The 22228-nt window shown below is 40.8% G+C and carries 24 protein-coding genes; 16 read left to right on the top strand and 8 right to left on the bottom strand.

Features of this window, described 5'->3' with window-relative positions; genetic code table 11:
* The first annotated feature begins 39 nt into the window (after positions 1-39).
* Entirely contained in the window at positions 40-1128 is a 1089-nt protein-coding gene (locus IL356_RS04235) for an acyltransferase family protein (protein ID WP_121850542.1), read from the top strand.
* Between the two features lie 12 nt (positions 1129-1140).
* Here IL356_RS04235 and IL356_RS04240 read toward each other — a convergent pair whose 3' ends face one another.
* On the bottom strand, positions 1141-1731 hold the full coding sequence (locus tag IL356_RS04240; RefSeq protein ID WP_121847049.1) for a riboflavin synthase: 591 nt from the start codon (positions 1729-1731) through the stop codon (positions 1141-1143).
* Positions 1732-1791: 60 nt separating this feature from the next.
* On the opposite strand from IL356_RS04240, the gene pdxA reads away from it, so the two are divergent.
* The 9 genes from pdxA (at position 1792) to IL356_RS04285 (ending at position 10412) form a co-directional block, all read left to right on the top strand.
* Entirely contained in the window at positions 1792-2838 is a 1047-nt protein-coding gene (gene pdxA / locus IL356_RS04245; protein WP_121847048.1) for a 4-hydroxythreonine-4-phosphate dehydrogenase PdxA, read from the top strand.
* Positions 2839-2965: 127 nt separating this feature from the next.
* On the top strand, positions 2966-3499 hold the full coding sequence (locus tag IL356_RS04250; protein WP_121847047.1) for a YceD family protein: 534 nt from the start codon (positions 2966-2968) through the stop codon (positions 3497-3499).
* 6 nt (positions 3500-3505) lie between these two features.
* Positions 3506-3703 (top strand): 50S ribosomal protein L32, encoded by a 198-nt coding sequence (gene rpmF / locus IL356_RS04255; RefSeq protein ID WP_100870255.1) that lies wholly within the window; start codon positions 3506-3508, stop codon positions 3701-3703.
* A gap of 286 nt (positions 3704-3989) precedes the next feature.
* Positions 3990-4985, top strand: a complete 996-nt coding sequence (locus tag IL356_RS04260) for a beta-ketoacyl-ACP synthase III (protein ID WP_121847046.1) — start codon at positions 3990-3992, stop codon at positions 4983-4985.
* A 27-nt stretch (positions 4986-5012) separates the two neighbouring features.
* Positions 5013-5507 carry an acetyl-CoA carboxylase biotin carboxyl carrier protein gene (gene accB, locus IL356_RS04265; protein WP_121847045.1) on the top strand — a complete coding sequence of 165 codons (495 nt, stop codon included), beginning with the start codon at positions 5013-5015 and terminating at the stop codon, positions 5505-5507.
* A gap of 86 nt (positions 5508-5593) precedes the next feature.
* The gene (accC, locus tag IL356_RS04270; protein ID WP_121850541.1) at positions 5594-6946 is read left to right on the top strand and encodes an acetyl-CoA carboxylase biotin carboxylase subunit; all 1353 of its coding nucleotides are present in this window, start codon (positions 5594-5596) and stop codon (positions 6944-6946) included.
* A gap of 59 nt (positions 6947-7005) precedes the next feature.
* Positions 7006-8118, top strand: coding sequence for an NAD(P)/FAD-dependent oxidoreductase (locus tag IL356_RS04275; RefSeq protein ID WP_121847044.1), 1113 nt, complete (start codon positions 7006-7008; stop codon positions 8116-8118).
* 110 nt (positions 8119-8228) lie between these two features.
* Entirely contained in the window at positions 8229-9953 is a 1725-nt protein-coding gene (locus tag IL356_RS04280) for an IlvD/Edd family dehydratase (RefSeq protein WP_121847043.1), read from the top strand.
* A 9-nt stretch (positions 9954-9962) separates the two neighbouring features.
* A complete protein-coding gene (locus tag IL356_RS04285; RefSeq protein WP_121847042.1) occupies positions 9963-10412 on the top strand; it encodes a 3-oxoacyl-ACP synthase in 450 nt (149 codons plus the stop codon).
* 17 nt (positions 10413-10429) lie between these two features.
* Here the strand turns inward: IL356_RS04285 and IL356_RS04290 are convergent, their stop codons facing one another.
* On the bottom strand, positions 10430-10894 hold the full coding sequence (locus IL356_RS04290; protein ID WP_121847041.1) for a COG2426 family protein: 465 nt from the start codon (positions 10892-10894) through the stop codon (positions 10430-10432).
* 190 nt (positions 10895-11084) lie between these two features.
* Between IL356_RS04290 and IL356_RS04295 the strand changes: the two genes are divergently transcribed.
* A complete protein-coding gene (locus IL356_RS04295) occupies positions 11085-11279 on the top strand; it encodes a hypothetical protein (protein ID WP_121847040.1) in 195 nt (64 codons plus the stop codon).
* A gap of 93 nt (positions 11280-11372) precedes the next feature.
* The gene (locus IL356_RS04300; protein ID WP_121847039.1) at positions 11373-11894 is read left to right on the top strand and encodes a PAS domain-containing protein; all 522 of its coding nucleotides are present in this window, start codon (positions 11373-11375) and stop codon (positions 11892-11894) included.
* A 9-nt stretch (positions 11895-11903) separates the two neighbouring features.
* Here the strand turns inward: IL356_RS04300 and pyk are convergent, their stop codons facing one another.
* The 5 genes from pyk to IL356_RS04325 all read right to left on the bottom strand — a co-directional run bounded on the left by pyk (position 11904) and on the right by IL356_RS04325 (position 16270).
* On the bottom strand, positions 11904-13346 hold the full coding sequence (gene pyk, locus IL356_RS04305) for a pyruvate kinase (RefSeq protein ID WP_121847038.1): 1443 nt from the start codon (positions 13344-13346) through the stop codon (positions 11904-11906).
* A gap of 4 nt (positions 13347-13350) precedes the next feature.
* Positions 13351-13815: an IPExxxVDY family protein gene (locus IL356_RS04310; protein WP_121847037.1), complete on the bottom strand. Its 465-nt coding sequence runs from the start codon at positions 13813-13815 to the stop codon at positions 13351-13353.
* A gap of 109 nt (positions 13816-13924) precedes the next feature.
* On the bottom strand, positions 13925-14662 hold the full coding sequence (gene rnc, locus IL356_RS04315; protein ID WP_121847036.1) for a ribonuclease III: 738 nt from the start codon (positions 14660-14662) through the stop codon (positions 13925-13927).
* A gap of 5 nt (positions 14663-14667) precedes the next feature.
* Positions 14668-15921 (bottom strand): beta-ketoacyl-ACP synthase II, encoded by a 1254-nt coding sequence (fabF, locus tag IL356_RS04320; RefSeq protein WP_121847035.1) that lies wholly within the window; start codon positions 15919-15921, stop codon positions 14668-14670.
* Positions 15922-16036: 115 nt separating this feature from the next.
* Positions 16037-16270: an acyl carrier protein gene (locus IL356_RS04325; RefSeq protein WP_008269813.1), complete on the bottom strand. Its 234-nt coding sequence runs from the start codon at positions 16268-16270 to the stop codon at positions 16037-16039.
* Positions 16271-16521: 251 nt separating this feature from the next.
* Here IL356_RS04325 and purN point away from each other — a divergent pair, with 251 nt between their 5' ends.
* The 4 genes from purN (at position 16522) to IL356_RS04345 (ending at position 20696) form a co-directional block, all read left to right on the top strand.
* Positions 16522-17097 (top strand): phosphoribosylglycinamide formyltransferase, encoded by a 576-nt coding sequence (gene purN / locus IL356_RS04330; RefSeq protein ID WP_121847034.1) that lies wholly within the window; start codon positions 16522-16524, stop codon positions 17095-17097.
* A complete protein-coding gene (locus tag IL356_RS04335; RefSeq protein WP_121847033.1) occupies positions 17097-17732 on the top strand; it encodes a ribonuclease H1 domain-containing protein in 636 nt (211 codons plus the stop codon). The genes purN and IL356_RS04335 overlap by 1 nt, the downstream gene beginning before the upstream one ends.
* A gap of 89 nt (positions 17733-17821) precedes the next feature.
* The gene (locus tag IL356_RS04340) at positions 17822-18748 is read left to right on the top strand and encodes a PfkB family carbohydrate kinase (RefSeq protein ID WP_121847032.1); all 927 of its coding nucleotides are present in this window, start codon (positions 17822-17824) and stop codon (positions 18746-18748) included.
* A 49-nt stretch (positions 18749-18797) separates the two neighbouring features.
* The gene (locus tag IL356_RS04345; protein ID WP_121847031.1) at positions 18798-20696 is read left to right on the top strand and encodes an amidophosphoribosyltransferase; all 1899 of its coding nucleotides are present in this window, start codon (positions 18798-18800) and stop codon (positions 20694-20696) included.
* Positions 20697-21607: 911 nt separating this feature from the next.
* On the opposite strand, the gene IL356_RS04350 is transcribed toward IL356_RS04345, so the two are convergent.
* A complete protein-coding gene (locus IL356_RS04350) occupies positions 21608-22216 on the bottom strand; it encodes a superoxide dismutase (protein WP_121847030.1) in 609 nt (202 codons plus the stop codon).
* Positions 22217-22228: the final 12 nt, after the last annotated feature.

A 22228-nucleotide genomic window follows, 5' to 3' on the forward strand; every position in this document is an offset into this window, starting at 1 on the left:
TTAGAACAAATTTCTACCAAACCAACCGATAAGTTTATTATGAAAGACCGAATACTCTCCGTTGATATTTTTAGGGGAATGACCATCGTATTAATGATATTGGTCAACACTCCTGGAACATGGCAAGCCGTATATGCACCTCTAAGACATGCCGAATGGCATGGTTACACCCCGACAGACCTTGTTTTTCCGTTCTTTCTTTTTATTGTAGGAACCTCCATTGTCTTCAGTTATAAAAACAAAGAGGTAACAGGGGCTACCTACAAAAAGATTTCGATTAGAACCTTAAAACTTATTGGCTTAGGCTTGTTCTTGGGTGCTTTCACGTTGACATTCCCCTTTATTAAAGATTTTGAGAACATACGCTTTCCTGGCGTTCTGCAACGAATAGGGGTCGTTTTCTTTTTTGCCTCAATTTTGTTCTTGAACCTTAATTGGAAAGCCTTAATAGCTACGGCTGTTCTTTTGCTGGTCGGATATTGGATTTTAATGGACTTTATTCCCGTAAACGGAATGGAGTCTACTTTTGAAAGGGCACCCAACAATTTGGCCAACTATATAGATGTTCAGGTGTTCGGTTCGCACAATTATAAGGCCGATTATGATCCTGAAGGCTTGTTAAGTACACTCCCATCTATAGTAAGTTCCCTTCTGGGTATTTTTACAGGGCTAATCCTGACTTCTAAACAGGAAAAAAAGGCAACCATCTTAATGGGGCTTGGCGGTTCTTTTTTGATTTTGGGCTATGTGTGGGATTTGTTTTTCCCTATCAACAAAGCACTGTGGACAAGCAGTTTTGTTCTTGTTACCGCTGGCTGGGCCAATTTGATTCTTGCTCTAATTTATTACTTGACCGATGTTAAAAAAATAAGCTTCGGAAGCATTTTTAGATATGCTGGGGCCAATGCTATCGTTTTGTATTTTCTTTCAAGTTTTATTAGTAAAGTGCTGGGTATGATCAAAGTGAACGAGACCACCTCATTGCATGGCTGGTTATTTGATACAATATACGTTCATGATTTCATGTCGCTTCAAATGTCCTCTTTGCTATATGGCCTCACGGTCGTAGCTTTCTACTGCCTTTTGGCTTACGTACTTTATCAAAGAAAGATTTTTATCAAAGTTTAGCAGAAATACACCTTACTGTCTTATAGAAAGAAGCTTGGCCACGTATTTGCCTATCACATCAAATTCTAGGTTCACTACTGTACCGACCTCGTAATCTTTAAACCTGGTGTGTTCGAAAGTATAGGGTATAATGGCTACGCTGAAAGTATCGGCACCTGAATCTACCACAGTAAGACTGGTTCCGTCAATGGTAATCGACCCTTTTTCGATAGTGGTATTGCCAACGTTGGCATCATATTCGAAAGTAAAGAACCAACTTCCATCTTTTTCTTCAATATTGATGCAGGTGGCTGTTTGGTCTACATGGCCTTGAACTATGTGCCCGTCAAGTCTAGAACCCATTATCATGGCCCTTTCCAGATTAACACTGTCACCTATCGTTAGGTCATCAAGGTTGGTTTTGTTCAAGGTTTCCTCAATAGCCGTAACGGTATACGAATTTTCATCTAATGAGACCACTGTCAAACACACTCCGTTGTGCGATACGCTCTGGTCGATTTTCAGCTCTGAAGAAAGTTGCGAACCCACTGTAATATGAAGGTTTCCACCGTCTTTTTGTAGGTCCTTTACAATACCTAAAGTTTCAATGATACCGGTAAACATGTTCCGTAGAAATTAAGTAGTTTTGTTGATTACAAATTTGACACAAAGGTAACGATTATCATGCAGGACGAGGACAAAATCAAGCTGGGCATTTCGATTGGGGATATTAACGGTATTGGCTGTGAAGTAATACTAAAGACTTTCGAGGATCCGCGCATGTTAGAGTTTTGCACCCCCATTATTTATGCATCGAACAAGACCATAGCTTTTCAAAAAAAAGAATTGGGTATTGATGTTACTTATCACGGTATTCAGAACGCTTCAAAGGCTCTTGACGGTAAGATCAATGTGGTCAACGTTTGGAAAGAAGTGCCTATGGTCAAGTTTGGCGAGTCGAATGAAGAGGGAGGAAAATATGCCATTAAATCGCTTAGGGCAGCTGTTGAATCATTAAAGAATAATGAAATTGACGCGTTGGTGACGGCTCCTATCAATAAAACCAATATTCAGGCTGACGATTTTAAATTTCCGGGGCACACCGATTTTTTGGCTCAAGAATTACAGGGTGAGAGTCTAATGTTTATGGTAACGGAAGACCTAAAAATAGGCCTTTTGACCGACCATGTTGCGGTAAAGGACGCCCCATCGGCCATTAACGCAATTCTTATTCGAAATAAAGTGAGGACTATAGAGAAATCGCTACGGATGGATTTTCGTGTTAGGGCGCCAAAAATAGCCCTATTGGGCATTAACCCGCACAGCGGCGATAACGGGGTAATAGGTAAAGAAGACGATGAAGTTCTCAAGCCAGTGATTAAAGAAATGTCGAACGCCGGACATCTTGTATTCGGCCCGTATTCGGCAGATAGCTTTTTCGGATCTGATGCCTACAAGAATTTTGATGCCGTTTTGGCCGCTTATCACGATCAGGGTTTAATTCCTTTTAAGACCTTGTCTTTCGGTAGGGGGGTAAATTATACGGCAGGCCTTTCGAAGGTGCGTACTTCTCCCGACCACGGCACTGCTTTTGAAATTGCAGGCCAAGGCAAGGCCGACCATAGTTCTTTTAAAGAAGCTGTTTTTGCCGCTTTGCAGATTTTTAAGAACCGCACCGAGTACGAAGAGTTGACCGAAAATCCGTTACAAAAACAAAAGGTGAGAAGGTAGCCGGATAATTTTCAGTACAAAATTCATCAGTGTGTTGAAATACAAGCAAAAAGGGTTGTTATTTTGACAAATAGTAGTATCTTTGCACCCGCCTTTGAATGGGCGGTGTCTTTAAAATAGTGTTGTCATGAAGAAGCAAAAGGAGTTTAGTATTCCTTTCTCTGGTTTAAAACAAGGAAAACACGATTTTGAGTATACCATCGGTAATGAGTTCTTTGAGTCTTTTGGTTATGATGAGTTCAATGGAGCAGAAATTCAATTGAACGTTGAGCTAAAGAAACTGAGCAATATGCTCGAGTTTTTGATGAATGCGGATGGAACCGTAAATGTCAATTGTGATTTGACCAATGAACCTTATGATCAGCCGATAGAGGCAGAGCTTAAGTTGGTGGTCAAGTTTGGGGAAGAGTATAATGATGAAGATGATGATATCTTGGTCATACCCCATGGCGAGCACCAAGTGAACATTGCTCAATACGTGTATGAAATGCTAGTATTGGCGGTGCCACAAAAGAGAGTGCATCCTGGAGTGCTTGATGGTTCATTGCAATCGGAAGCCTTGAAAAAACTTGAGGAACTAAAGCCTAAGGAAAAAGAAGAAAATATTAAAGAAAACGATCCCCGTTGGGACGAATTAAAGAAACTGTTAACGGATAAATAAGTTGAAATGGCACATCCTAAGAGAAAAATTTCGAAAACCAGAAGGGATAAAAGACGTACCCATTATAAAGCTGTTGCACCAACATTGGCTACTGATCCAACAACTGGTGAAATGCACTTGTTTCACAGAGCTCACTGGCACGAAGGTAAATTGTACTACAAAGGCCAAGTTCTTATAGACAAAACTGAAGAAGCAGAAGCATAAACGTGTTATTCTGTTAAAAGTACCCAACTCCCGTATGAATATCAACGGGAGTTTTTTTATGGGGTATACCGATGTTTTAGGTAATTTTGTTCCCCCGAACTTTTGAGAGAAAACGTCATCCGAATATCGTATTTCAAATTTTACGGTAAGGGGTAATTCAACGGATGTACATAAAAACTAAAATTTCAAAAACGGTTGCATTTCACAGAGAAATTGCTGAAAAATGTTTAATTTTCACCAATTTTCAAGCATTTTTGATGGTTTTTGAGATCAAATCAAGTTTAGAATGAGTAAAACAACGGCAGCAATTACAGCTGTAGGGGCTTACGTTCCCAAATTTGTACTGACCAACAAAATGCTGGAAGGTATGGTCGATACCAATGATGAGTGGATTGTTACTAGAACCGGTATCAAAGAAAGACGGATCTTAAAACCTGAAGAAGGTGAGGGCACTTCCTATTTGGCCATACAGGCTGCTAACAACCTGATAGAAAAAAGAAATTTAGACCCTAGCGAGATAGATTTGGTGATTGTTGCCACGGCGACACCCGACAATATGGTGGCCTCAACAGCTGCCTTTGTTGCTGCAAAAATAGGTGCTACCAATGCGTTTGCTTATGATCTTTTGGCGGCCTGTTCAAGTTTTCTTTTCGGTATGTCTACCGCGGCCAGTTATATTCAATCGGGCCGTTACAAGAAAGTATTGTTGATAGGGGCCGATAAAATGTCATCTATCATTGACTATACGGATCGTACAACATGTATTATTTTCGGGGATGGGGCCGGAGCGGCTCTTTTCGAGCCGAACGAAGAAGGCCTTGGTCTTCAAGATGAATATTTAAGGTCTGATGGCAACGGAAGGCAGTTTCTTGGTATGGATGCTGGTGGATCTCTGATGCCCGCAACCGAAGAAACGGTTAAGAACAGAAAACATTACATTTATCAAGACGGAAGAACAGTTTTTAAGTTCGCTGTTTCAAATATGGCCGAAGTGGCAGAGAAAATAATGCAGCGAAACAACCTAGAGCATACCGATGTTTCGTGGTTAGTACCGCATCAGGCCAATAAAAGAATTATTGATGCCACGGCGAATAGAATGGGATTGGACCATTCCAAGGTTTTAATGAACATTCATAGGTATGGCAATACCACATCGGCGACCTTACCGCTTTTGTTGGCAGATTTCGAAGGTCAATTGAAAAAGGGTGACAACTTAGTTTTTGCCGCTTTTGGTGGAGGATTCACTTGGGGTTCTATTTATTTGAAATGGGCCTATAACTAATTCAAATTACTAAACAAACTTAAATTCATGGATATAAAAGAGATTCAAAGCCTTATTAGATTTGTTGCTAAATCTGGTGCTAGTGAGGTTAAATTGGAGATGGAAGATATCAAGATTACCATCAAAACAGGTTCTTCTGAATCGGGACCCGAGACTACTTTTGTTCAACAAATTCCGATGGCACAGGCTCCTATGGCCCAAGCGCCGGTTCAAACACCTGCAGCCCCTGCAGAAGCAGCTTCGGGATCAGGGCAAGAGAGCAAAAAAGATGAAGACTCAAAGTACATTACCATCAAGTCGCCGATTATAGGTACTTTTTACAGAAAGCCTTCTCCTGATAAAGATCCTTTTGTTGAAGTAGGTAGTAGTATTGGCAAAGGAGACGTTCTTTGCGTCATCGAAGCCATGAAACTCTTCAATGATATAGAATCTGAAGTATCTGGAAAGATTGTGAAGATTTTGGTTGACGATTCATCACCAGTTGAATTTGATCAGCCATTATTTTTGGTCGACCCTTCCTAGTTTAGAAATTCCAAATAACGATTCCGAACCCTGTAAGTTAGATGTGGGGTCCGGTGTTTGCAGTTTGGCTTTTAATTTTAAAAGTTATGTTCAAAAAAATACTTATTGCCAATAGGGGTGAAATTGCGTTACGCGTCATTCGTACCTGTAAAGAAATGGGCATTAAGACGGTAGCTGTTTATTCAAAGGCAGATGAAGAAAGTCTTCACGTTCGCTTTGCAGATGAGGCCGTATGTATTGGTCCGGCCCCCAGCAGTGAATCGTACTTGAAAATACCTAATATCATTGCAGCGGCAGAGATTACCAATGCCGATGCTATTCACCCTGGTTACGGTTTTCTTTCTGAGAATTCTAAATTCTCGAAGATATGTGCCGAGCACGACATAAAATTTATCGGTGCGTCTGGCGATCAGATCGATAAAATGGGAGACAAGGCAACGGCCAAAGAAACCATGAAACAGGCTGGTGTTCCTGTAGTTCCAGGTTCTGAAGGTTTGTTGAAAGATGTGGCCCACGCCAAAAAGGAGGCCAAGAAAATGGGTTATCCTGTTATGATCAAAGCTACCGCCGGTGGTGGTGGTAAAGGTATGCGTGCCATATGGTCAGAAGACGAAATGCAGAGCAATTTTGAAAGTGCGGTACAAGAGGCGAAAGCAGCCTTCGGAAACGGAGGAATGTACATGGAAAAATTGATCGAAGAACCTAGACATATTGAGATACAGGTAGTCGGAGACCAATACGGTAAGGCGTGCCATCTTTCAGAAAGAGATTGCTCTATTCAAAGAAGGCACCAGAAGCTTACCGAAGAGACTCCATCACCTTTCATGACCGATAAACTAAGGGATGAAATGGGTAAAGCAGCTGTAAAGGCTGCAGAGTTTATCAATTACGAGGGTGCGGGAACCATTGAATTCTTGGTAGATAAACATCGTAATTTCTATTTCATGGAAATGAATACGAGAATTCAGGTAGAACACCCCATAACCGAACAGGTCATTGATTACGATTTGATCAGAGAGCAAATTTTGGTTGCTGGGGGCGTTCCGATTTCAGGGAAGAACTATACGCCAAAACTACATTCTATCGAATGCCGTATCAACGCTGAAGATCCCTATAATAATTTTAGGCCGTCACCTGGTAGAATTACCACTTTGCATACACCGGGCGGACATGGAGTGCGAATGGATACCCACGTTTATAGCGGATATCAAATTCCACCGAACTATGATTCGATGATTGCCAAATTGATTACCACTGCACAGACACGTGAAGAGGCAATCAACAAGATGAAACGGGCTCTTGATGAGTTTGTCATAGAGGGTATCAAAACCACGATTCCCTTTCACAGGCAGTTGATGGATCATCCAGATTATTTGGCTGGAAACTATACCACAAAATTCATGGAATCGTTTAAAATGAATCCTGAAAAAGAAGATTAATAATTGCCCCGGCCAGTCCGGGGTTTTTTATTCCCTAATTTCACTTACCTTCCATTTTTATGAAACTAAGTTATTGGGAATATAAGACTTGGCTATCGCAGGTTGATTTCACGATTGTTGGCGCTGGAATCACGGGCCTGAACTGTGCTTTACAATTAAGGCAGAGGTTTCCCAATGCCAAGATAGTAGTGCTTGAGAAGGGTGTGTTGCCACAAGGCGCCAGTACCAAGAATGCCGGTTTTGCCTGTTTTGGTAGTATTTCCGAAATTGTTTCTGACCTCCGCACTCATTCTGAAGAAGAAGTTTTTAACCTTGTCAAGAAAAGGTGGGACGGTATTCAGTTGCTCAGATCAACTTTGGGTGATAGCGCCATTGATTTTCAACCCTTGGGAGGTTATGAACTCTTTTTGAAGAACGCGCCTGAACTTTACGAATCAAGCATAGAAATGATGGGGCATGTAAATTCGCTGTTGAAACCTATTTTTGGTGAGATTCCCTTTTTCGTGCAGTCTAATAAATATGGTTTTGAGAAAATTCATGAAAAGTATATTGCACATCGCTTTGAGGGTCAGCTAGATCCTGGAAAAATGATGATGGCCTTAGCCAAGAAGGCCGTGGACCAAGAAATTACCATTCTGCAAGGGGTCGCTTTGAATGATTTTACACAAAAATCAAGTTTGGTGTTGCTTAAGACCGAACACTTTGAGTTTTCTACCGGAAAATTGTTCATAGCGACGAATGGTTTTACAGGACAATTTTTACCCGATGAAGTACAACCCGCAAGGGCGCAGGTAATTTTGACAAAGCCATTAAAATATCTTGACATTAAAGGAACCTTTCATTTCGACCAAGGTTATTATTACTTTAGGAATATCGACAATAGAATTCTTTTTGGGGGAGGGAGAAATTTAGACTTTCTAGCTGAGCAAACAACTGAGTTCGGAGAGACAGAGTTGATTCAGAAGCAACTGGAAAAACTCTTAAAAGAAATCATACTTCCCAATGAAAAGTTGGAAATCGATCGGCGCTGGAGTGGAATTATGGGCGTAGGAAATAGAAAGTCGCCAATTGTAAGACCGCTTTCTTCCGATGTTTTTTGCGGTGTTCGATTGGGCGGAATGGGCATCGCTATAGGAAGTTTGGTCGGTAAAGAGCTGGCCGAACTGGCTTAACACCGTTTACCAACATTACTTACACCTTGCCATAGTCAACTTTTGGCTTTCATTGTTTCTTTGGGCTATAATCCCTACTTTAAACCGATCAAAACCTCAACCTAGATTTCATGTCAAAAAGTAAAAAGCTAAGAAGCTCAGAATGGTTCAATAGTGACAATAAAAAAATGAACTTCGTACACCGTTCATGGTTACGAAATCAGGGCTATCCCGATGATTATTTTGAAGGAAAACCAGTAATAGGCATATGTAATACCTGGTCAGAGCTGACACCTTGTAACGGTCACTTGCGTCAATTTGCAGAAATAGTCAAACGAGGTATTCTGGAAGCTGGAGGTTTTCCTATGGAGTTTCCGGTGATGAGTTTGGGGGAGACCATCATGCGCCCCACCACTATGCTTTTTCGCAATTTGGCCAGTATGGATACTGAGGAATCTATACGTGCCAATCCACTTGATGGCATTGTCCTCTTAACAGGATGCGATAAAACCACTCCGTCGACCTTAATGGGCGCCTGTAGTGTCGATTTGCCGACCATAGTAGTACCAGGAGGGCCAATGCTTAGTGGGCGCTTTAGAGGCGAGAAGATTGGTTCGGGATCCATGAACTGGATGGTGAAGGAAAAACAGAAGAATGAGGCTTTCACCGATGCCGATTTTAGAGAGGCAGAAGTGTGCCTGGCGAGAAGTATAGGTCATTGTAATACCATGGGCACGGCTTCAACCATGGCCACGATGGTAGAAGCTTTGGGCTTGACCCTTCCGGGGTTTTCCTCCATTCCGGCAGCAGATTCAAGAAAGAAAATGTTCGCACAACTCTCGGGTAGGCGTATCGTTGAAATGGTAAAGGAAGATTTAAAACTGTCAAAAATATTGACCAGAGAGGCATTTGAAAATGCTATCGTTACCAATTCAGCTGTTGGGGGCTCTACCAACTTAATAGTACACCTTACTGCAATAGCGGGGCGTATTGGTGTCGATTTGAAGCTGGAAGATTTCGATACCCATGGCAGCAAAGTGCCCTTATTGGTAAATCTCAAGCCGTCTGGGAAACATTTGATGGAAGATTTCTATTATGCAGGTGGCCTGCCAGTAGTTCTCAACCGTTTAAAACCGTTGTTACATAACGAAGTCATCACGGCAAACGGAAAAAGTTTAGGTGAAAATTATAAAGACGTAGCCTGCTATGATGATGATGTTATCAGTAGTCTGGAAAATCCTCTTAAAAAGGAGGCAGGAATCGCCGTATTAAAGGGTAATTTGTGTATGGACGGTTCAGTTATAAAGCCGTCTGCCGCGTCAGAGCATTTAATGAAGCATACCGGAAAAGCAGTTGTCTTTGAAACCATGGAAGATTACCATGACCGTATTGATGACCCAGACTTAGATATTGATAAAGATAGTGTAATCGTTCTTAAAGGGGTCGGCCCAAAGGGCTATCCTGGCATGCCTGAAGTGGGCAACGTTGATCTTCCTGAAAAATTGATAATGCAGGGCGTTAAAGACATGGTACGCATATCTGACGGTCGAATGAGCGGTACGGCAGGTGGTACCGTTATACTTCACGTCTCGCCTGAGTCTACCATAGGTGGTAATTTGGCCTTCGTTGAGAACGGAGATTTAATTGAGCTAGATGTCGAGGCACGCAGTCTAAACCTAATGATTTCTGAACAGGAGCTGGCCAAGAGAAGAAGTGAGTGGAAAGTACCGGAATCTTTAGCTAAAAGAGGTTACGTAAAGCTGTATGTTGACCATGTGGAACAAGCCCATAAGGGGGCTGATTTTGATTTTTTGGTGGGAGGCTCAGGTTCTAAAGTGGAAAGAGATTCACATTAATTTTACAGGTTGAACCAAAAACAAGAGTTATATAATTTTTGTCTAGACTTCGTCGATGGCCGAATTTCTCGCATACAAACGAATATCGGTGAAATTCAAGACTCATTACAAAGCGAAACAAAAAGTACGGCCGGTGACAAGCATGAAACCGGTCGTGCCATGTTACAAATTGAACGTGAAAAGTTAGGACAACAATTAGCGGAAGCCGAACAGATGAAGGCCGTATTAAAGAGAGCTAACCCTAGCATAAATTCTAAAGTGGTGGGTCTGGGAAGCTTGGTGCGTACTGACCTCAATTCATATTATGTGGCAATTTCGGCCGGAAAATGTGAGTTGTCGGAATCACCCGTTTTTTGCATTTCGGCTATGACGCCTATCGGTAGGCTATTAATGGGAAAGCACACTGGCGAAACCTTTGTTTTCAATGGTGCCACACAGAAAATTCTAGAAATTCAATAAAGAAACGGTTCTTAGAATTAAGCTTGGCCCATTCCTTTCATTGATAACAATGTTGCCGACCATACAATGACCGAAGAAAGAAAAATACCAATGGTATTTGCCCAAAAGGCCTTTTGTCTTTCAATCTTAAAAAGATAGGTAGCGATGCTTCCTGCATAGACTCCCGTACCGGGAAGCGGAATCATTACAAACAGAATCAAACCCCAAAAACCGAATTTCTGAATTTTTTCACCTGATCCGGTCTTGGCCCTTCTGGCAACATATATGGCCGATTTTTTATAGAAAAACCATCGCAGAAAGTATTTGTTGATTTTATCCAAGAAAAAAATCATAATGGGAAAAACCAACACATTGGCCAAAAAGCAAAATATAAAGACCAGATAGATGTTTAGGCCGTTAAGCATTCCATAGGGTATTCCTGCCTTTGCCTCTCCAAAGGGGGATAAACTCCATAGAATAGCGATGATAAAGTCTATGATAATGATTAAATTTTAAAAGCGCAAAGCTAGTACTATCAGGGTCTTGAGCCAATTTCAATTCATAAAAAATGTTTAAAGTTTGCTAAATATCGATGAAGCGATATGCTTTTTAACGTTCTTCTACATAAATGCACAATAAAAAGCGGTTCAGCTAGTTGTTATTACATGTTTTATACCCCCAAATCAATTGAATATGAAACCATTTGTTATAAAGCTGCTGTTGTTAGCTTTTGTTACCATGACCATTTTTTCTTGTAGTGTAGATTCAGAGCTTCAAGATATAGCCGATGAAATAGAGAGGCAGAATAATTCGTTGGAATCAGAGCTGCCCACGGTCAAAATAAAATTTGAAAATCATTCATTAAATGCAGAAAAAAGGACGTCTTGAAGGCGTCTTTTTTTTGGTTGACTATTTTTTTGCCTAACAATGGTCAATTAAAGAAGAACCAATAATTTTGTAAGGCATTAAATCTCTTGTTGTATGAAGGATCTTCGGTTTTATGATAGTGCTGTACAACGATATAATTCGCATATAAATGCTATATCTGCCCCACTTTCATCATGGGATATCTCAGGGATGTATTTTCAGACCTACAAAGAACATTTAAAAGATTTGGCTTCCATTGGTCAGATAGGTAACAAAAATCGTTGGCAGTCGGTCTTAACGGGCGATGATTGGCCCTTGATTAAGGAATTGGTTGTCGTTATAACCGATCCCCATTTGAAAATTGAATTTGCCAGCAATAATATTAAGCAAATGACAGGCTATGACCCCATTGAAGTTGTTGGGAAATCACCCAAACTATTTCAAGGAAAAGACACCTGTAAACTTACCAGAGAAAGAATAGCCGAAGCAATTGAAAACCAGCAACCTTTCGAGGAAACTATTATCAATTATAAAAAAAATGGCTCGCCTTATTCTTGTCAGATAAAAGGCAAGCCGATTTTTAATATGAAAGGAGATTTGGTCAACTTTATCGCTTTTGAAAAAGCAGTTGCCTAAATCTATTTTTTAGAAACTACAGTTTTCGATTTCCGTAACTCTTAGGGTATTGACCATGCCCTTTTCCCTAATAGGCATAGCGGCAAGGCTAATCAGCATATCGCCCACTTCGAGAAAACCTTTTTTGCAGGCGATGCTATTTACATCTTCGATGGTTTCATCGGTGGTAACATACCTATCGTAATAAAAGGCCCTAACTCCCCAAAGAAGGTTCAATTGTGTTAAAATACGCTTGTTGTCGGTAAAGACTAAGATATGGGCACTTGGTCTCCATGCAGAGATTTGAAAGGCGGTATAACCACTATTGGTAAGGGTAGAAATCGCTTTCGCCTTTATTTCGTTCGCCATAGTAGCCGCATGGTAACAAATCGATTTGGTAATGTAGCGCTTGGTCTTGATGTGAGGTGGATCATGAGGAACCTGGATCAATTCAGAACCTTCGACACTTTCCAATATACTTGCCATTTTACTGATAACTTGAACAGGATAGTTACCTACCGAAGTCTCGCCTGAAAGCATAACGGCATCGGCACCATCCATTACTGAGTTAGCTACGTCATTAACCTCTGCCCTTGTTGGGGTAAGGCTCGTAATCATAGTTTCCATCATTTGGGTCGCAATGATAACGGGTATTCTTGCCTTTTTGGCTCTTAGAACCAATTGCTTTTGAATCAATGGTACTTCTTGCGCAGGCACTTCAACACCCAAATCACCACGAGCAACCATAAGACCGTCGCAATAGGCAACGATTTTGTCTATATTTTCTACTGCCTCAGGCTTTTCGATTTTGGCTATAATCGGAATTTTATGTTCAGAGTGTTCTTTGATCAAGTTCTGAAGATCAATAAGATCTTGACTAAAGCGAACAAAAGAAAGAGCGATCCAATCTACATCTTGAGATATGGCGAAAATGGCATCGTTAATATCCTTTTCGGTCAACGCCGGCAACGATATATTGGTATTAGGAAGATTAACCCCTTTCTTAGATTTAAGCGGACCACCTTGAATCACCTTAGCTTTTGCCTCGTCTTCACCATTGGTAGAGACCACTTCAAAAATTAGTTTGCCATCATCTAGTAAAATACGTTCTCCAGGATTGACATCTTTAGGAAAAGTGGCATAGTTCATATAAACCCTCTCACTTGTACCTTCAAAAGGTTCACCGGTCACAAATGTAATTTCGTCACCTGGTGCCACCACAACTTCACCGGCCATGACCCCTACCCGTAATTTGGGGCCCTGTAAATCGGCAAGAATGGAAGTATAGGTTTCCATTTCTTCGTTAAGTTCTCGAATCATATTGATGCGTTCGGTAACGTCATCATAATTTGCATGGGAGAAATTTATGCGGAAGACATCTACACCGGCCTCGATCATATCTCTGAGAACCTCTTTCTTGCTAGTCGCCGGACCGAGGGTGGCTACTATTTTTGTCTTTTTTTTGCTAGGCATTGATTCAATAAATTAAGTTGTTCTTTGATTTTAGTTTGTCTGTTTCTATGCTATAGGCCGTAATAATTTTCGGCACGGCCAATAACGATTTGATGAGCTTCTCCGTATCGGCATTATCTTCTTGCTCAATCTTGATAAAATAATCTACATCTTTATATTCCGGTACCATGGTGAACTTTGCAAACGCCGGCTCGTTCATAAAAAGATCGGACCTTGATGTTTTATCTTCCTCTAAACTATGGTTAGGGAAAAATGTCCAATACCTGTCGTTCAAATCATCTTTCCATTCAAATATGGGAACCGTGGTATGTACAGAAATATCTAAATCTGCACGTCTACGCTTAAAACTTGATTTTAAGCACTGGTTCAAGGCATAGGCGATGGCATAATCTTCAAGACTGCTGTGCAATGCAATCAAATCGAATGAATCTTCGTAAAAATCCGTCGAAATCTTATGTATCGCTACCATAGGCACAGAAAGCAGCAAATATAATATTAATACGGTACAACGCCTAGGTTAGCAAGGGGTAAAGCTTAAATTCGGCAATCTATAACGTTTTAGTTACAATAGAAATATTTTACGACTTTTCCATCCTATCCTGAAGTGCGTAATAGGCTCTTTTTGAAGCTCTTTCCTCTGCCTTTTTCTTCGATGTTGCCCTGGCCTTGGCCATTACTTTGCCCCCAATAGTCAATTTTACGGCAAAATGTTTTAACGTATCGTTACCGGTATCTTCGTAAACATTGTAATCGAAAGTCTTTTTTTGCTTTTGGCACCATTCGATGATCAGGCTTTTGTAGCTGATGACCTTGCCTTCTAACTGTTCAATGTCTACATAGGGGTCTATCACCTGTTGACTGATGAACTTTTCGCAGTACTTATAACCTCTGTCGAGATAGATAGCACCTACCAAGGCCTCAAATACATTGCCGTGTATATTTTCTCCAAAGTGTGTTTTCGGAATTCGACTTTGAACAAATTTTATCAGCTCTAAATCTTTGCCAAGTTCGTTCAGATGTTTTCTACTAACGATTTTTGAACGCATTTTGGTCAAATATCCCTCATCACCTTCCGGTACTTGATCGTACAGATGTTTTGATATAATAGTACCTAACATAGAATCGCCCAAAAATTCGAGACGCTCGTAGTTCATAGGCGTGCCATCTTTATCTTTTATATTGGCCGACCTATGTAAAAAAGCACGTTTGTAATAATCAAGCTTTTTTGGCTTAAAGCCCAGTATTTTGGTCATCCCCAAAAAAAAATCCCCATCCTTTTTGGAATGGGAATTGAATATATTTGAAGGAAAACCCATGGGTATTACTCGCTGATTTTCTTAAATATAACACAGGCGTTGTGCCCTCCGAACCCAAATGTATTGCTCAGTGCAACATTTACTTCTCGTTCTTGAGCTTCGTTCAAGGTGAGATTCAATTTAGGGTCTATGTTCTCATCAACAACCGAGTGATTGATGGTGGGCGGCACCAAACTATGTTTCATGGCCAAAATCGATGCAATTGCCTCAATGGCACCTGCCGCGCCAAGCAAATGGCCGGTCATCGATTTGGTCGAATTAATATTTATATTAGGTGCATGGTCACCAAAAACCTCACTGATTGCCTTTAGCTCGGCAACATCACCTAAAGGTGTTGAGGTACCGTGGGTATTTATGGCATCTACTTCCTCCGGTTTTAGTCCGGCATCGCGCAAACAATTTTCCATTACCCTGACCACCCCGATACCATCGGGGTGTGGAGCTGTCATGTGGTAAGCGTCGCTCGATAGACCGCCACCGGCAACCTCAGCATATATTTTGGCACCTCTTGCCTTGGCGTGCTCATATTCTTCAAGAATCAAAGCACCGGCACCTTCACCTAGAACGAAACCATCTCTAGTGGCATCAAAAGGTCTTGATGCGGTTTCCGGACTTTCATTACGGGTAGAAAGAGCATGCATAGCACCAAAACCACCCATACCTGCAATAGTAACTGCTGCCTCACTACCACCGGTAACCACTACATCACAATGCCCAAGCCTTATATAGTTTAAAGCATCGATAATGGCATTGGCCGATGAAGCACAAGCTGATACCGTAGTATAGTTTGGCCCCATAAAACCGTGCTTGATAGAGATATGCCCCGGAGCAATGTCGGCAATCATTTTAGGAATGAAGAACGGATTGAAACGTGGTGTTCCGTTGCCTTCGGCAAAGTTGATCACTTCATTTTGAAAGGTCTCTAAACCTCCGATACCTGCTCCCCAAATAACGCCAACACGAAATTTGTCAAGCTTTTCGAGGTCTAAACCTGAATCTGTAATGGCTTCGTCGGAAGAAATAAGGGCGTATTGCGCAAAACGGTCAAGTTTTCGAGCCTCTTTTCGGTCAAAATAATCTTCGGCGTTGAAGTTTTTAAGTTCACAAGCAAATTTGACCTTGAATTTTTCGGTGTCATAATAGGTAACGGGGGCCGAACCACTTTTTCCATTTTTCAGGCCTTCCCAATATTCCTCGATATTGTTACCAATAGGTGTTAAAGCACCCAATCCGGTAACTACTACTCGCTTTAATTGCATTGAACTTAATTTTTCGTTTTGTTTTAAGCCAACCGTAAATTAAAAAAAATTATCCATGCGATAGGGTTACCACATGGATAATTTATAAATCTTTATTTTAAAGAATCATTAAAGATTACTTCGCTTCTTCTATATAACTAATGGCTTGGCCAACTGTTGCGATATTCTCAGCTTGATCGTCTGGGATTTGGATATCAAATTCTTTTTCGAACTCCATAATCAATTCCACTGTATCCAAAGAATCTGCCCCTAGGTCGTTTGTAAAGCTAGCTTCCGTTACAACTTCGTTTTCATCTACACCTAATTTATCAACGATGATAGCCTTTACTCTTGATGCAATGTCTGACATAATAAAATTGGTTTTAAAATTTAAATTGTTGGCAAAAATAAAAAACTTTGGTTGAATAACACTATTTGCCGATAAAATGTATGGTAATTTACTAAATTTAAGAACAAGAGAACTCTTTCGAATTAAAATTTTTTTAGCTCTAACGAGATATTCTATAGCACTATATGTAGGGCTTTCGTAGTTGAATTTCCATAGAAAAATCCTTTACCTTGCGACCTTTAAAGAACTTGTAAACTTAAATCGCTAATCTTTTGAAAACCAAACGAATCGTTCTTTTTGCGTCAGGCTCTGGCTCGAACGTAGAAAATATCGTGAACTATTTTTCTTCTCGTTCTGATATTGAGATAGCCTGTGTTTTAACGAATAAGAAAAATGCCGCAGTACTTGACCGATGCGATAGATTATCTATCGACGCCCTTTACTTTAATAGGCGGTCGTTCTATAATTCAGATCTAGTATGTAAAACAGTTGGCGTTTTGAATCCCGATTTAATCGTTTTGGCCGGTTTTTTATGGAAGATTCCACAAAACCTTATCGAAACTTTTCCTAATAAAATAATCAATATTCACCCTGCCCTATTGCCTAAATATGGAGGAAAGGGTATGTACGGAAACCATGTTCACAAAGCCGTTAAAGAGAACAGAGAAACTGAAACAGGCATTACCATTCATTACGTGAACGAAAATTATGATGAGGGAGCTATTATTCACCAAGCTAGAACTATAGTCGTTTCAGACGATACACCGGATACTATTGCGGCCAAGGTTCATGAGTTGGAATATGAGCATTTTCCGAAGGTGATCGATAAACTTTTGACCGATAGCTAATGGCAAAAAAGGAAAAATTCTATACGGTTTGGAAAGGAAAACGCCCCGGTATTTATGATACCTGGAAAGACTGTAAGGCTGCTATTGACGGTTTTAAGGGAGCCCAGTACAAATCATTTTCCAGTTTTACCGAAGCAAAAAAAGCATATAATGGCGATTACGCCGATTATAAGGGGAAGAAAAAGCAGGCCGCCCAACTATCCGCTGCAGAGGCTCTTAAATATGGTACCCCTAATTACAATTCTATTTCTGTAGATGCCGCCTCTAGCGGAAACCCTGGCGTTATGGAATACCAAGGGGTAGACACCAAAACGGGCAAAAAACTCTTTAAGCAAGGTCCGTTTCAGCAAGGCACAAATAACATCGGTGAATTTTTGGCCATTGTGCATGGCTTGGCCTTTCTGAAGAAAAATAAGAGTGACCGTGTTATTTACACCGATAGCCGTACAGCTATGAGCTGGGTGCGCAAAAAAAACTGCAATACCAAATTAGAGGAAAACGCCAAAAACAAAGAACTTTTTGAGCTGATCCGTAGGGCCGTTGAATGGCTTAAGACCAATTCATATACCACTCCGGTGGTTAAATGGGAAACCAAGGCCTGGGGTGAAATTCCTGCAGATTTTGGTAGGAAATAGGCCGTTTACCGAATATTAAAATTTGATATCGAACACCCGCTCAATTCGCCACCCAAAAGCGTATATTTGCAGCAAAATTGCAAGACCTTATGGGTAAACTTCTAATCGTAGGCACCATTGCTATTGATGAAATCGAGACTCCTTTTGGTAAGACAGGAAAGATTTTAGGTGGTGCTGCGACCTTTATTGGGCTGGCGGCCTCCCAATTTGATGTTGAAACGGCCATTGTCTCCATTGTGGGAGACGACCTTCCGGAGTCCTATCTTGAAATTCTTAGAGGTAAAGACATTGATCTGACCGGAACCGAAATCGTAAAGGGAGGAAAGACCTTCTATTGGAAAGGTAAATATCATAACGACCTTAATTCAAGAGATACCCTAATAACCGATTTGAACACTTTGGCAGATTTCGACCCCAAAGTGCCGGATCATTTTAAGGATGCCGATGTGGTGATGCTGGGTAATCTGCACCCTTCCATACAATTAAGTGTAATTAATCAGATGGAAGTACGACCAAAACTAATCGTTTTGGATACTATGAATTTCTGGATGGATAATACCCTTGATGAATTAAAAGAGGTCATCAAACACATAGATGTTATTACCATTAACGATGAAGAGGCACGACAGCTGACAGAAGAATATTCATTGGTGAAGGCTGCCGCGGCGATTCAAGAAATGGGGCCGAAATATGTGGTCATTAAGAAAGGTGAGCACGGTGCGTTATTGTTTCACGATGAAAAGGTATTCTTTGCCCCTGCGTTGCCTTTAGAAGAGGTTTTTGACCCAACCGGCGCAGGCGATACGTTTGCCGGCGGTTTTTCTGGTTATTTGGCGGCTACCGATAACATGTCGTTCAAGAATCTTAAGAATGCGGTTATTCATGGGTCTAATTTGGCTTCTTTCTGCGTTGAACGGTTTGGAACCGAGCGCATGAAAACGCTGAAAAGAGAAGAGGTGAACAAAAGGTTGTTTGAGTTCAAGGCCCTCACCCAGTTCGATATAGAGTTAAGATAAAACACGCCCCTACATAAAAGGGGCTTTTTTAATAGAGAAAGGATATACAATGAGTGATGCTATTAAACACGAGTGTGGTATTTCGGTTATACGTCTTTTGAAACCGTTAGAGTACTACAAGAAGAAGTACGGTACTGCTTTCTATGGGGTCAATAAAATGTACCTCATGATGGAGAAGCAGCACAACAGAGGTCAAGATGGTGCCGGTTTCGCAAGTATCAAGTTAGATGTGAACCCTGGTGAAAGGTATATGAGCCGGGTGCGTTCGATTGCCCAACAGCCCATTCAAGATATTTTTGCGCAAATTAATGATCGGATCAATACTACATTGGCCGAGAACCCAGAATACCAAAATGATGTGGCGCTTCAAAAGAAGCATATACCCTATATAGGTGAGGTGCTTTTAGGGCATGTACGCTATGGTACTTTTGGTAAGAATAGCATAGAGAGCGTTCACCCGTTTTTACGTCAGAACAATTGGATGCACCGTAACTTAATTGTTGCGGGTAACTTCAATATGACAAACGTTAATGAGCTCTTCAAAAATTTGGTACAATTAGGGCAGCACCCAAAAGAGATGGCCGATACCGTAACGGTAATGGAAAAAATAGGTCATTTTTTAGACGATGCGGTCGCCAAATTGTATAAGCAGATAAAGAAAGAGGGCTATAGCAAGCAAGAGGCTTCCCCGTTGATAGCTGAGCGTCTTAAGCTGAATAAAATTTTAAAGAGGGCTGCCAAGAACTGGGATGGTGGTTATGCCATGGCCGGTCTTTTAGGGCATGGTGATGCATTTGTTCTTAGAGACCCTGCCGGAATACGCCCCACCTATTATTATCAAGATGATGAAGTCGTCGTCGTCGCATCGGAAAGGCCTGCCATTCAAACGGTTTTCAATGTGAAATATGATGAGATTAAAGAGCTAGACCCTGGTCATGCTATTATCATCAAGAAGAATGGTAGTGTATCCCTGAAAGAAATATTACCGCCGGTAGAGCGCAAGGCTTGTTCTTTTGAGAGAATTTATTTTTCTAGGGGCAGTGATAAAGAAATTTATCAAGAGCGGAAAGAATTAGGTCGATTGTTGTTCCCTCAAATATTGGAGTCTATTGAGTACGATATGAAAAATACCGTATTCTCTTATATACCAAATACCGCTGAAACTTCATTTTTTGGCATGGTCAAAGAGGCTCAAAACTATCTGAACAAAAAGAAGGAGGAACAGATTCTTGCGTTAGGCTCTAATATCAACAGTGAAGAACTTCATTCCATTTTAGCGATTAGGCCACGCATCGAGAAAGTGGCCATTAAAGATGCAAAATTGAGAACCTTTATAACCCAAGATAGTAGCCGTGATGATTTGGTTACGCATGTTTACGATATCTCGTACGGATCTGTAAAGAAAGGTGACAATCTTGTTATTATTGATGATAGTATCGTTCGCGGAACAACCCTTAAAAGAAGTATACTAAGAATTTTAGACCGACTTTCCCCTAAAAAAATTGTGGTAGTCTCTTCTGCGCCTCAAATCAGATATCCGGATTGTTACGGAATCGATATGGCAAAACTAGAGGATTTTGTTGCTTTTAAAGCGGCGTTGGCTTTGCACCAAGAGCGCTTGACTATGAACATTGTCGATGATATTTATGACAAATGTTTACAACAGACCGCTACACGTGATGCAGAAGTAATCAACTACGTAAAGGAGTTCTATGCTCCCTTTACCGATGAGGAAATATCACAAAAAATAGGAGAGCTTTTGAGCCCTGAAGGAATCAATGCAGAGGTTCAAATTATATATCAAAACATAGACAACCTTCATATGGCCTGCCCCAAGAATTTGGGCGACTGGTATTTTACGGGCGATTACCCCACCCCAGGCGGTAACCGAGTGGTGAACAGAGCGTTCATCAATTTTTATGAAGGAAAGAACCAAAGGGCGTATTGATTACTTTCATCGATGAAATCCCTCATTTAGAGTATTTTATCGATAATCTGAGTATTTCAACGGCTTTTTGTATTGACCCGCTTGAGCGGTATATACTTTTAGTATTGCCATAGCATAAGTAGGTTAAGTTCATGGTAAGATTTGGGGCAAAAAAGGTGGAGATTCTCCACCTTTTTTATTTTATCAATTCCATTATAAATCCGTGTTACCCGTAAAGCCTCTACAGAGCTTCCTTTTCACCTTTTATCTTTTTTTTCGACCGTTTGACAAAGAACTTTTAACCCCGAAATAAGCTGCTCTATATTTGGAGGACCATAGCATAAGTAGGTTAAGTTCATGGTAAGATTTGGGGAAAAGGCGGAGCAATGCTCCGCCTTTTATTTTTACTTCTTCCCCATTCAATTCAGTCAGATACTGTTACATTACGATCCAATTCTATCATCGGAGCTTCGATAGATTACTAAAAGGTAGTTCAACTAGGTAAACGTACGTTAGTCTAATTACTTTTTCCGATGGCTTAATTCGCAATACATTTGGAGAACCATAGCATAAGTAGGTTAAGTTCATGGTAAGATTTGGGGAAAAGGCGGAGCATTGCTCCGCCTTTTTATTTTATAGAAATGCCAGTAATTCACTGCGTTAACACTTTTTCAAGCTTTTTATGTTAAAAAAAAGCCTTAAAATTTCTAAAAATTCTTTTTTTATTTCCCACAATACCAGTATTTTAGTCCTGCCATAGCATAAGTAGGTTAAGTTTATGGTAAGATTTGGGACGAAAAGGGTGGAGACTTCTCCGCCCTTTTCTATTTACTAAAGCTCAGGGTTTTATTCCCCTTTTTTGCGACTTGTTAAAAAATAAAAGGCCCCAACCGGATACCGGTTGGGGCCTTTTATTTGATTGAAAAACTTTATTATTTGCCTTCGGCGTAAAGTTCAGCAACTTTGTCCCAATTGATAACATTGAAGAAAGCCTCAACGTACTCTGGGCGCTTGTTTTGATAGTTAAGATAATAAGCATGTTCCCATACATCCAACCCTAAAATAGGAGTGCCTCCACAACCAGTACTTGGCATTAGAGGGTTGTCTTGGTTAGGTGTGCTACAAACTTCAACCTTTCCACCTTTGTGAACACAAAGCCAAGCCCAACCAGAACCAAACTGTCCTCCAGCGGCACTGCTAAACTTATCTTTAAAAGATTCGAAAGAACCAAAGGCGTTATCAATAGCTGAGGCAAGTTCTCCTGAAGGTTTACCTCCGCCGTCGGGTGACATTACTTCCCAGAAAAGAGAGTGATTGAAGAAGCCACCACCGTTGTTTCTAACGGCGCTGTGTGACATATCTAGATTTTCTAGAATAGCTTCTATAGATTTTCCGGCTAAATCGGTGCCTTCAATGGCAGCGTTTAATTTAGTGGTATAGCCGTTATGGTGCTTTGTATGGTGAATTTCCATGGTACGAGCGTCGATAGAAGGTTCTAGCGCGTCATATGCATAGGGTAATTTTGGTAATTCAAAAGCCATTTTTATATGTTT

Origin of the sequence: Euzebyella marina (assembly GCF_014855515.1) — a bacterium.
GTDB lineage: Bacteria > Bacteroidota > Bacteroidia > Flavobacteriales > Flavobacteriaceae > Euzebyella > Euzebyella marina.

What these genes read in the sequence shown, in the direction of transcription:
- IL356_RS04235 (WP_121850542.1), top strand. Translation starts at nt 40, where the DNA reads ATGAAAGACCGAATACTCTCCGTTGATATTTTTAGGGGAATGACCATC.
- IL356_RS04240 (WP_121847049.1), bottom strand. Translation starts at nt 1,731, where the DNA reads ATGTTTACCGGTATCATTGAAACTTTAGGTATTGTAAAGGACCTACAA.
- pdxA (WP_121847048.1), top strand. Translation starts at nt 1,792, where the DNA reads ATGCAGGACGAGGACAAAATCAAGCTGGGCATTTCGATTGGGGATATT.
- IL356_RS04250 (WP_121847047.1), top strand. Translation starts at nt 2,966, where the DNA reads ATGAAGAAGCAAAAGGAGTTTAGTATTCCTTTCTCTGGTTTAAAACAA.
- rpmF (WP_100870255.1), top strand. Translation starts at nt 3,506, where the DNA reads ATGGCACATCCTAAGAGAAAAATTTCGAAAACCAGAAGGGATAAAAGA.
- IL356_RS04260 (WP_121847046.1), top strand. Translation starts at nt 3,990, where the DNA reads ATGAGTAAAACAACGGCAGCAATTACAGCTGTAGGGGCTTACGTTCCC.
- accB (WP_121847045.1), top strand. Translation starts at nt 5,013, where the DNA reads ATGGATATAAAAGAGATTCAAAGCCTTATTAGATTTGTTGCTAAATCT.
- accC (WP_121850541.1), top strand. Translation starts at nt 5,594, where the DNA reads ATGTTCAAAAAAATACTTATTGCCAATAGGGGTGAAATTGCGTTACGC.
- IL356_RS04275 (WP_121847044.1), top strand. Translation starts at nt 7,006, where the DNA reads ATGAAACTAAGTTATTGGGAATATAAGACTTGGCTATCGCAGGTTGAT.
- IL356_RS04280 (WP_121847043.1), top strand. Translation starts at nt 8,229, where the DNA reads ATGTCAAAAAGTAAAAAGCTAAGAAGCTCAGAATGGTTCAATAGTGAC.
- IL356_RS04295 (WP_121847040.1), top strand. Translation starts at nt 11,085, where the DNA reads ATGAAACCATTTGTTATAAAGCTGCTGTTGTTAGCTTTTGTTACCATG.
- IL356_RS04300 (WP_121847039.1), top strand. Translation starts at nt 11,373, where the DNA reads ATGAAGGATCTTCGGTTTTATGATAGTGCTGTACAACGATATAATTCG.
- pyk (WP_121847038.1), bottom strand. Translation starts at nt 13,346, where the DNA reads ATGCCTAGCAAAAAAAAGACAAAAATAGTAGCCACCCTCGGTCCGGCG.
- IL356_RS04310 (WP_121847037.1), bottom strand. Translation starts at nt 13,815, where the DNA reads ATGGTAGCGATACATAAGATTTCGACGGATTTTTACGAAGATTCATTC.
- rnc (WP_121847036.1), bottom strand. Translation starts at nt 14,662, where the DNA reads ATGGGTTTTCCTTCAAATATATTCAATTCCCATTCCAAAAAGGATGGG.
- fabF (WP_121847035.1), bottom strand. Translation starts at nt 15,921, where the DNA reads ATGCAATTAAAGCGAGTAGTAGTTACCGGATTGGGTGCTTTAACACCT.
- IL356_RS04325 (WP_008269813.1), bottom strand. Translation starts at nt 16,270, where the DNA reads ATGTCAGACATTGCATCAAGAGTAAAGGCTATCATCGTTGATAAATTA.
- IL356_RS04335 (WP_121847033.1), top strand. Translation starts at nt 17,097, where the DNA reads ATGGCAAAAAAGGAAAAATTCTATACGGTTTGGAAAGGAAAACGCCCC.
- IL356_RS04340 (WP_121847032.1), top strand. Translation starts at nt 17,822, where the DNA reads ATGGGTAAACTTCTAATCGTAGGCACCATTGCTATTGATGAAATCGAG.
- IL356_RS04345 (WP_121847031.1), top strand. Translation starts at nt 18,798, where the DNA reads ATGAGTGATGCTATTAAACACGAGTGTGGTATTTCGGTTATACGTCTT.
- IL356_RS04350 (WP_121847030.1), bottom strand. Translation starts at nt 22,216, where the DNA reads ATGGCTTTTGAATTACCAAAATTACCCTATGCATATGACGCGCTAGAA.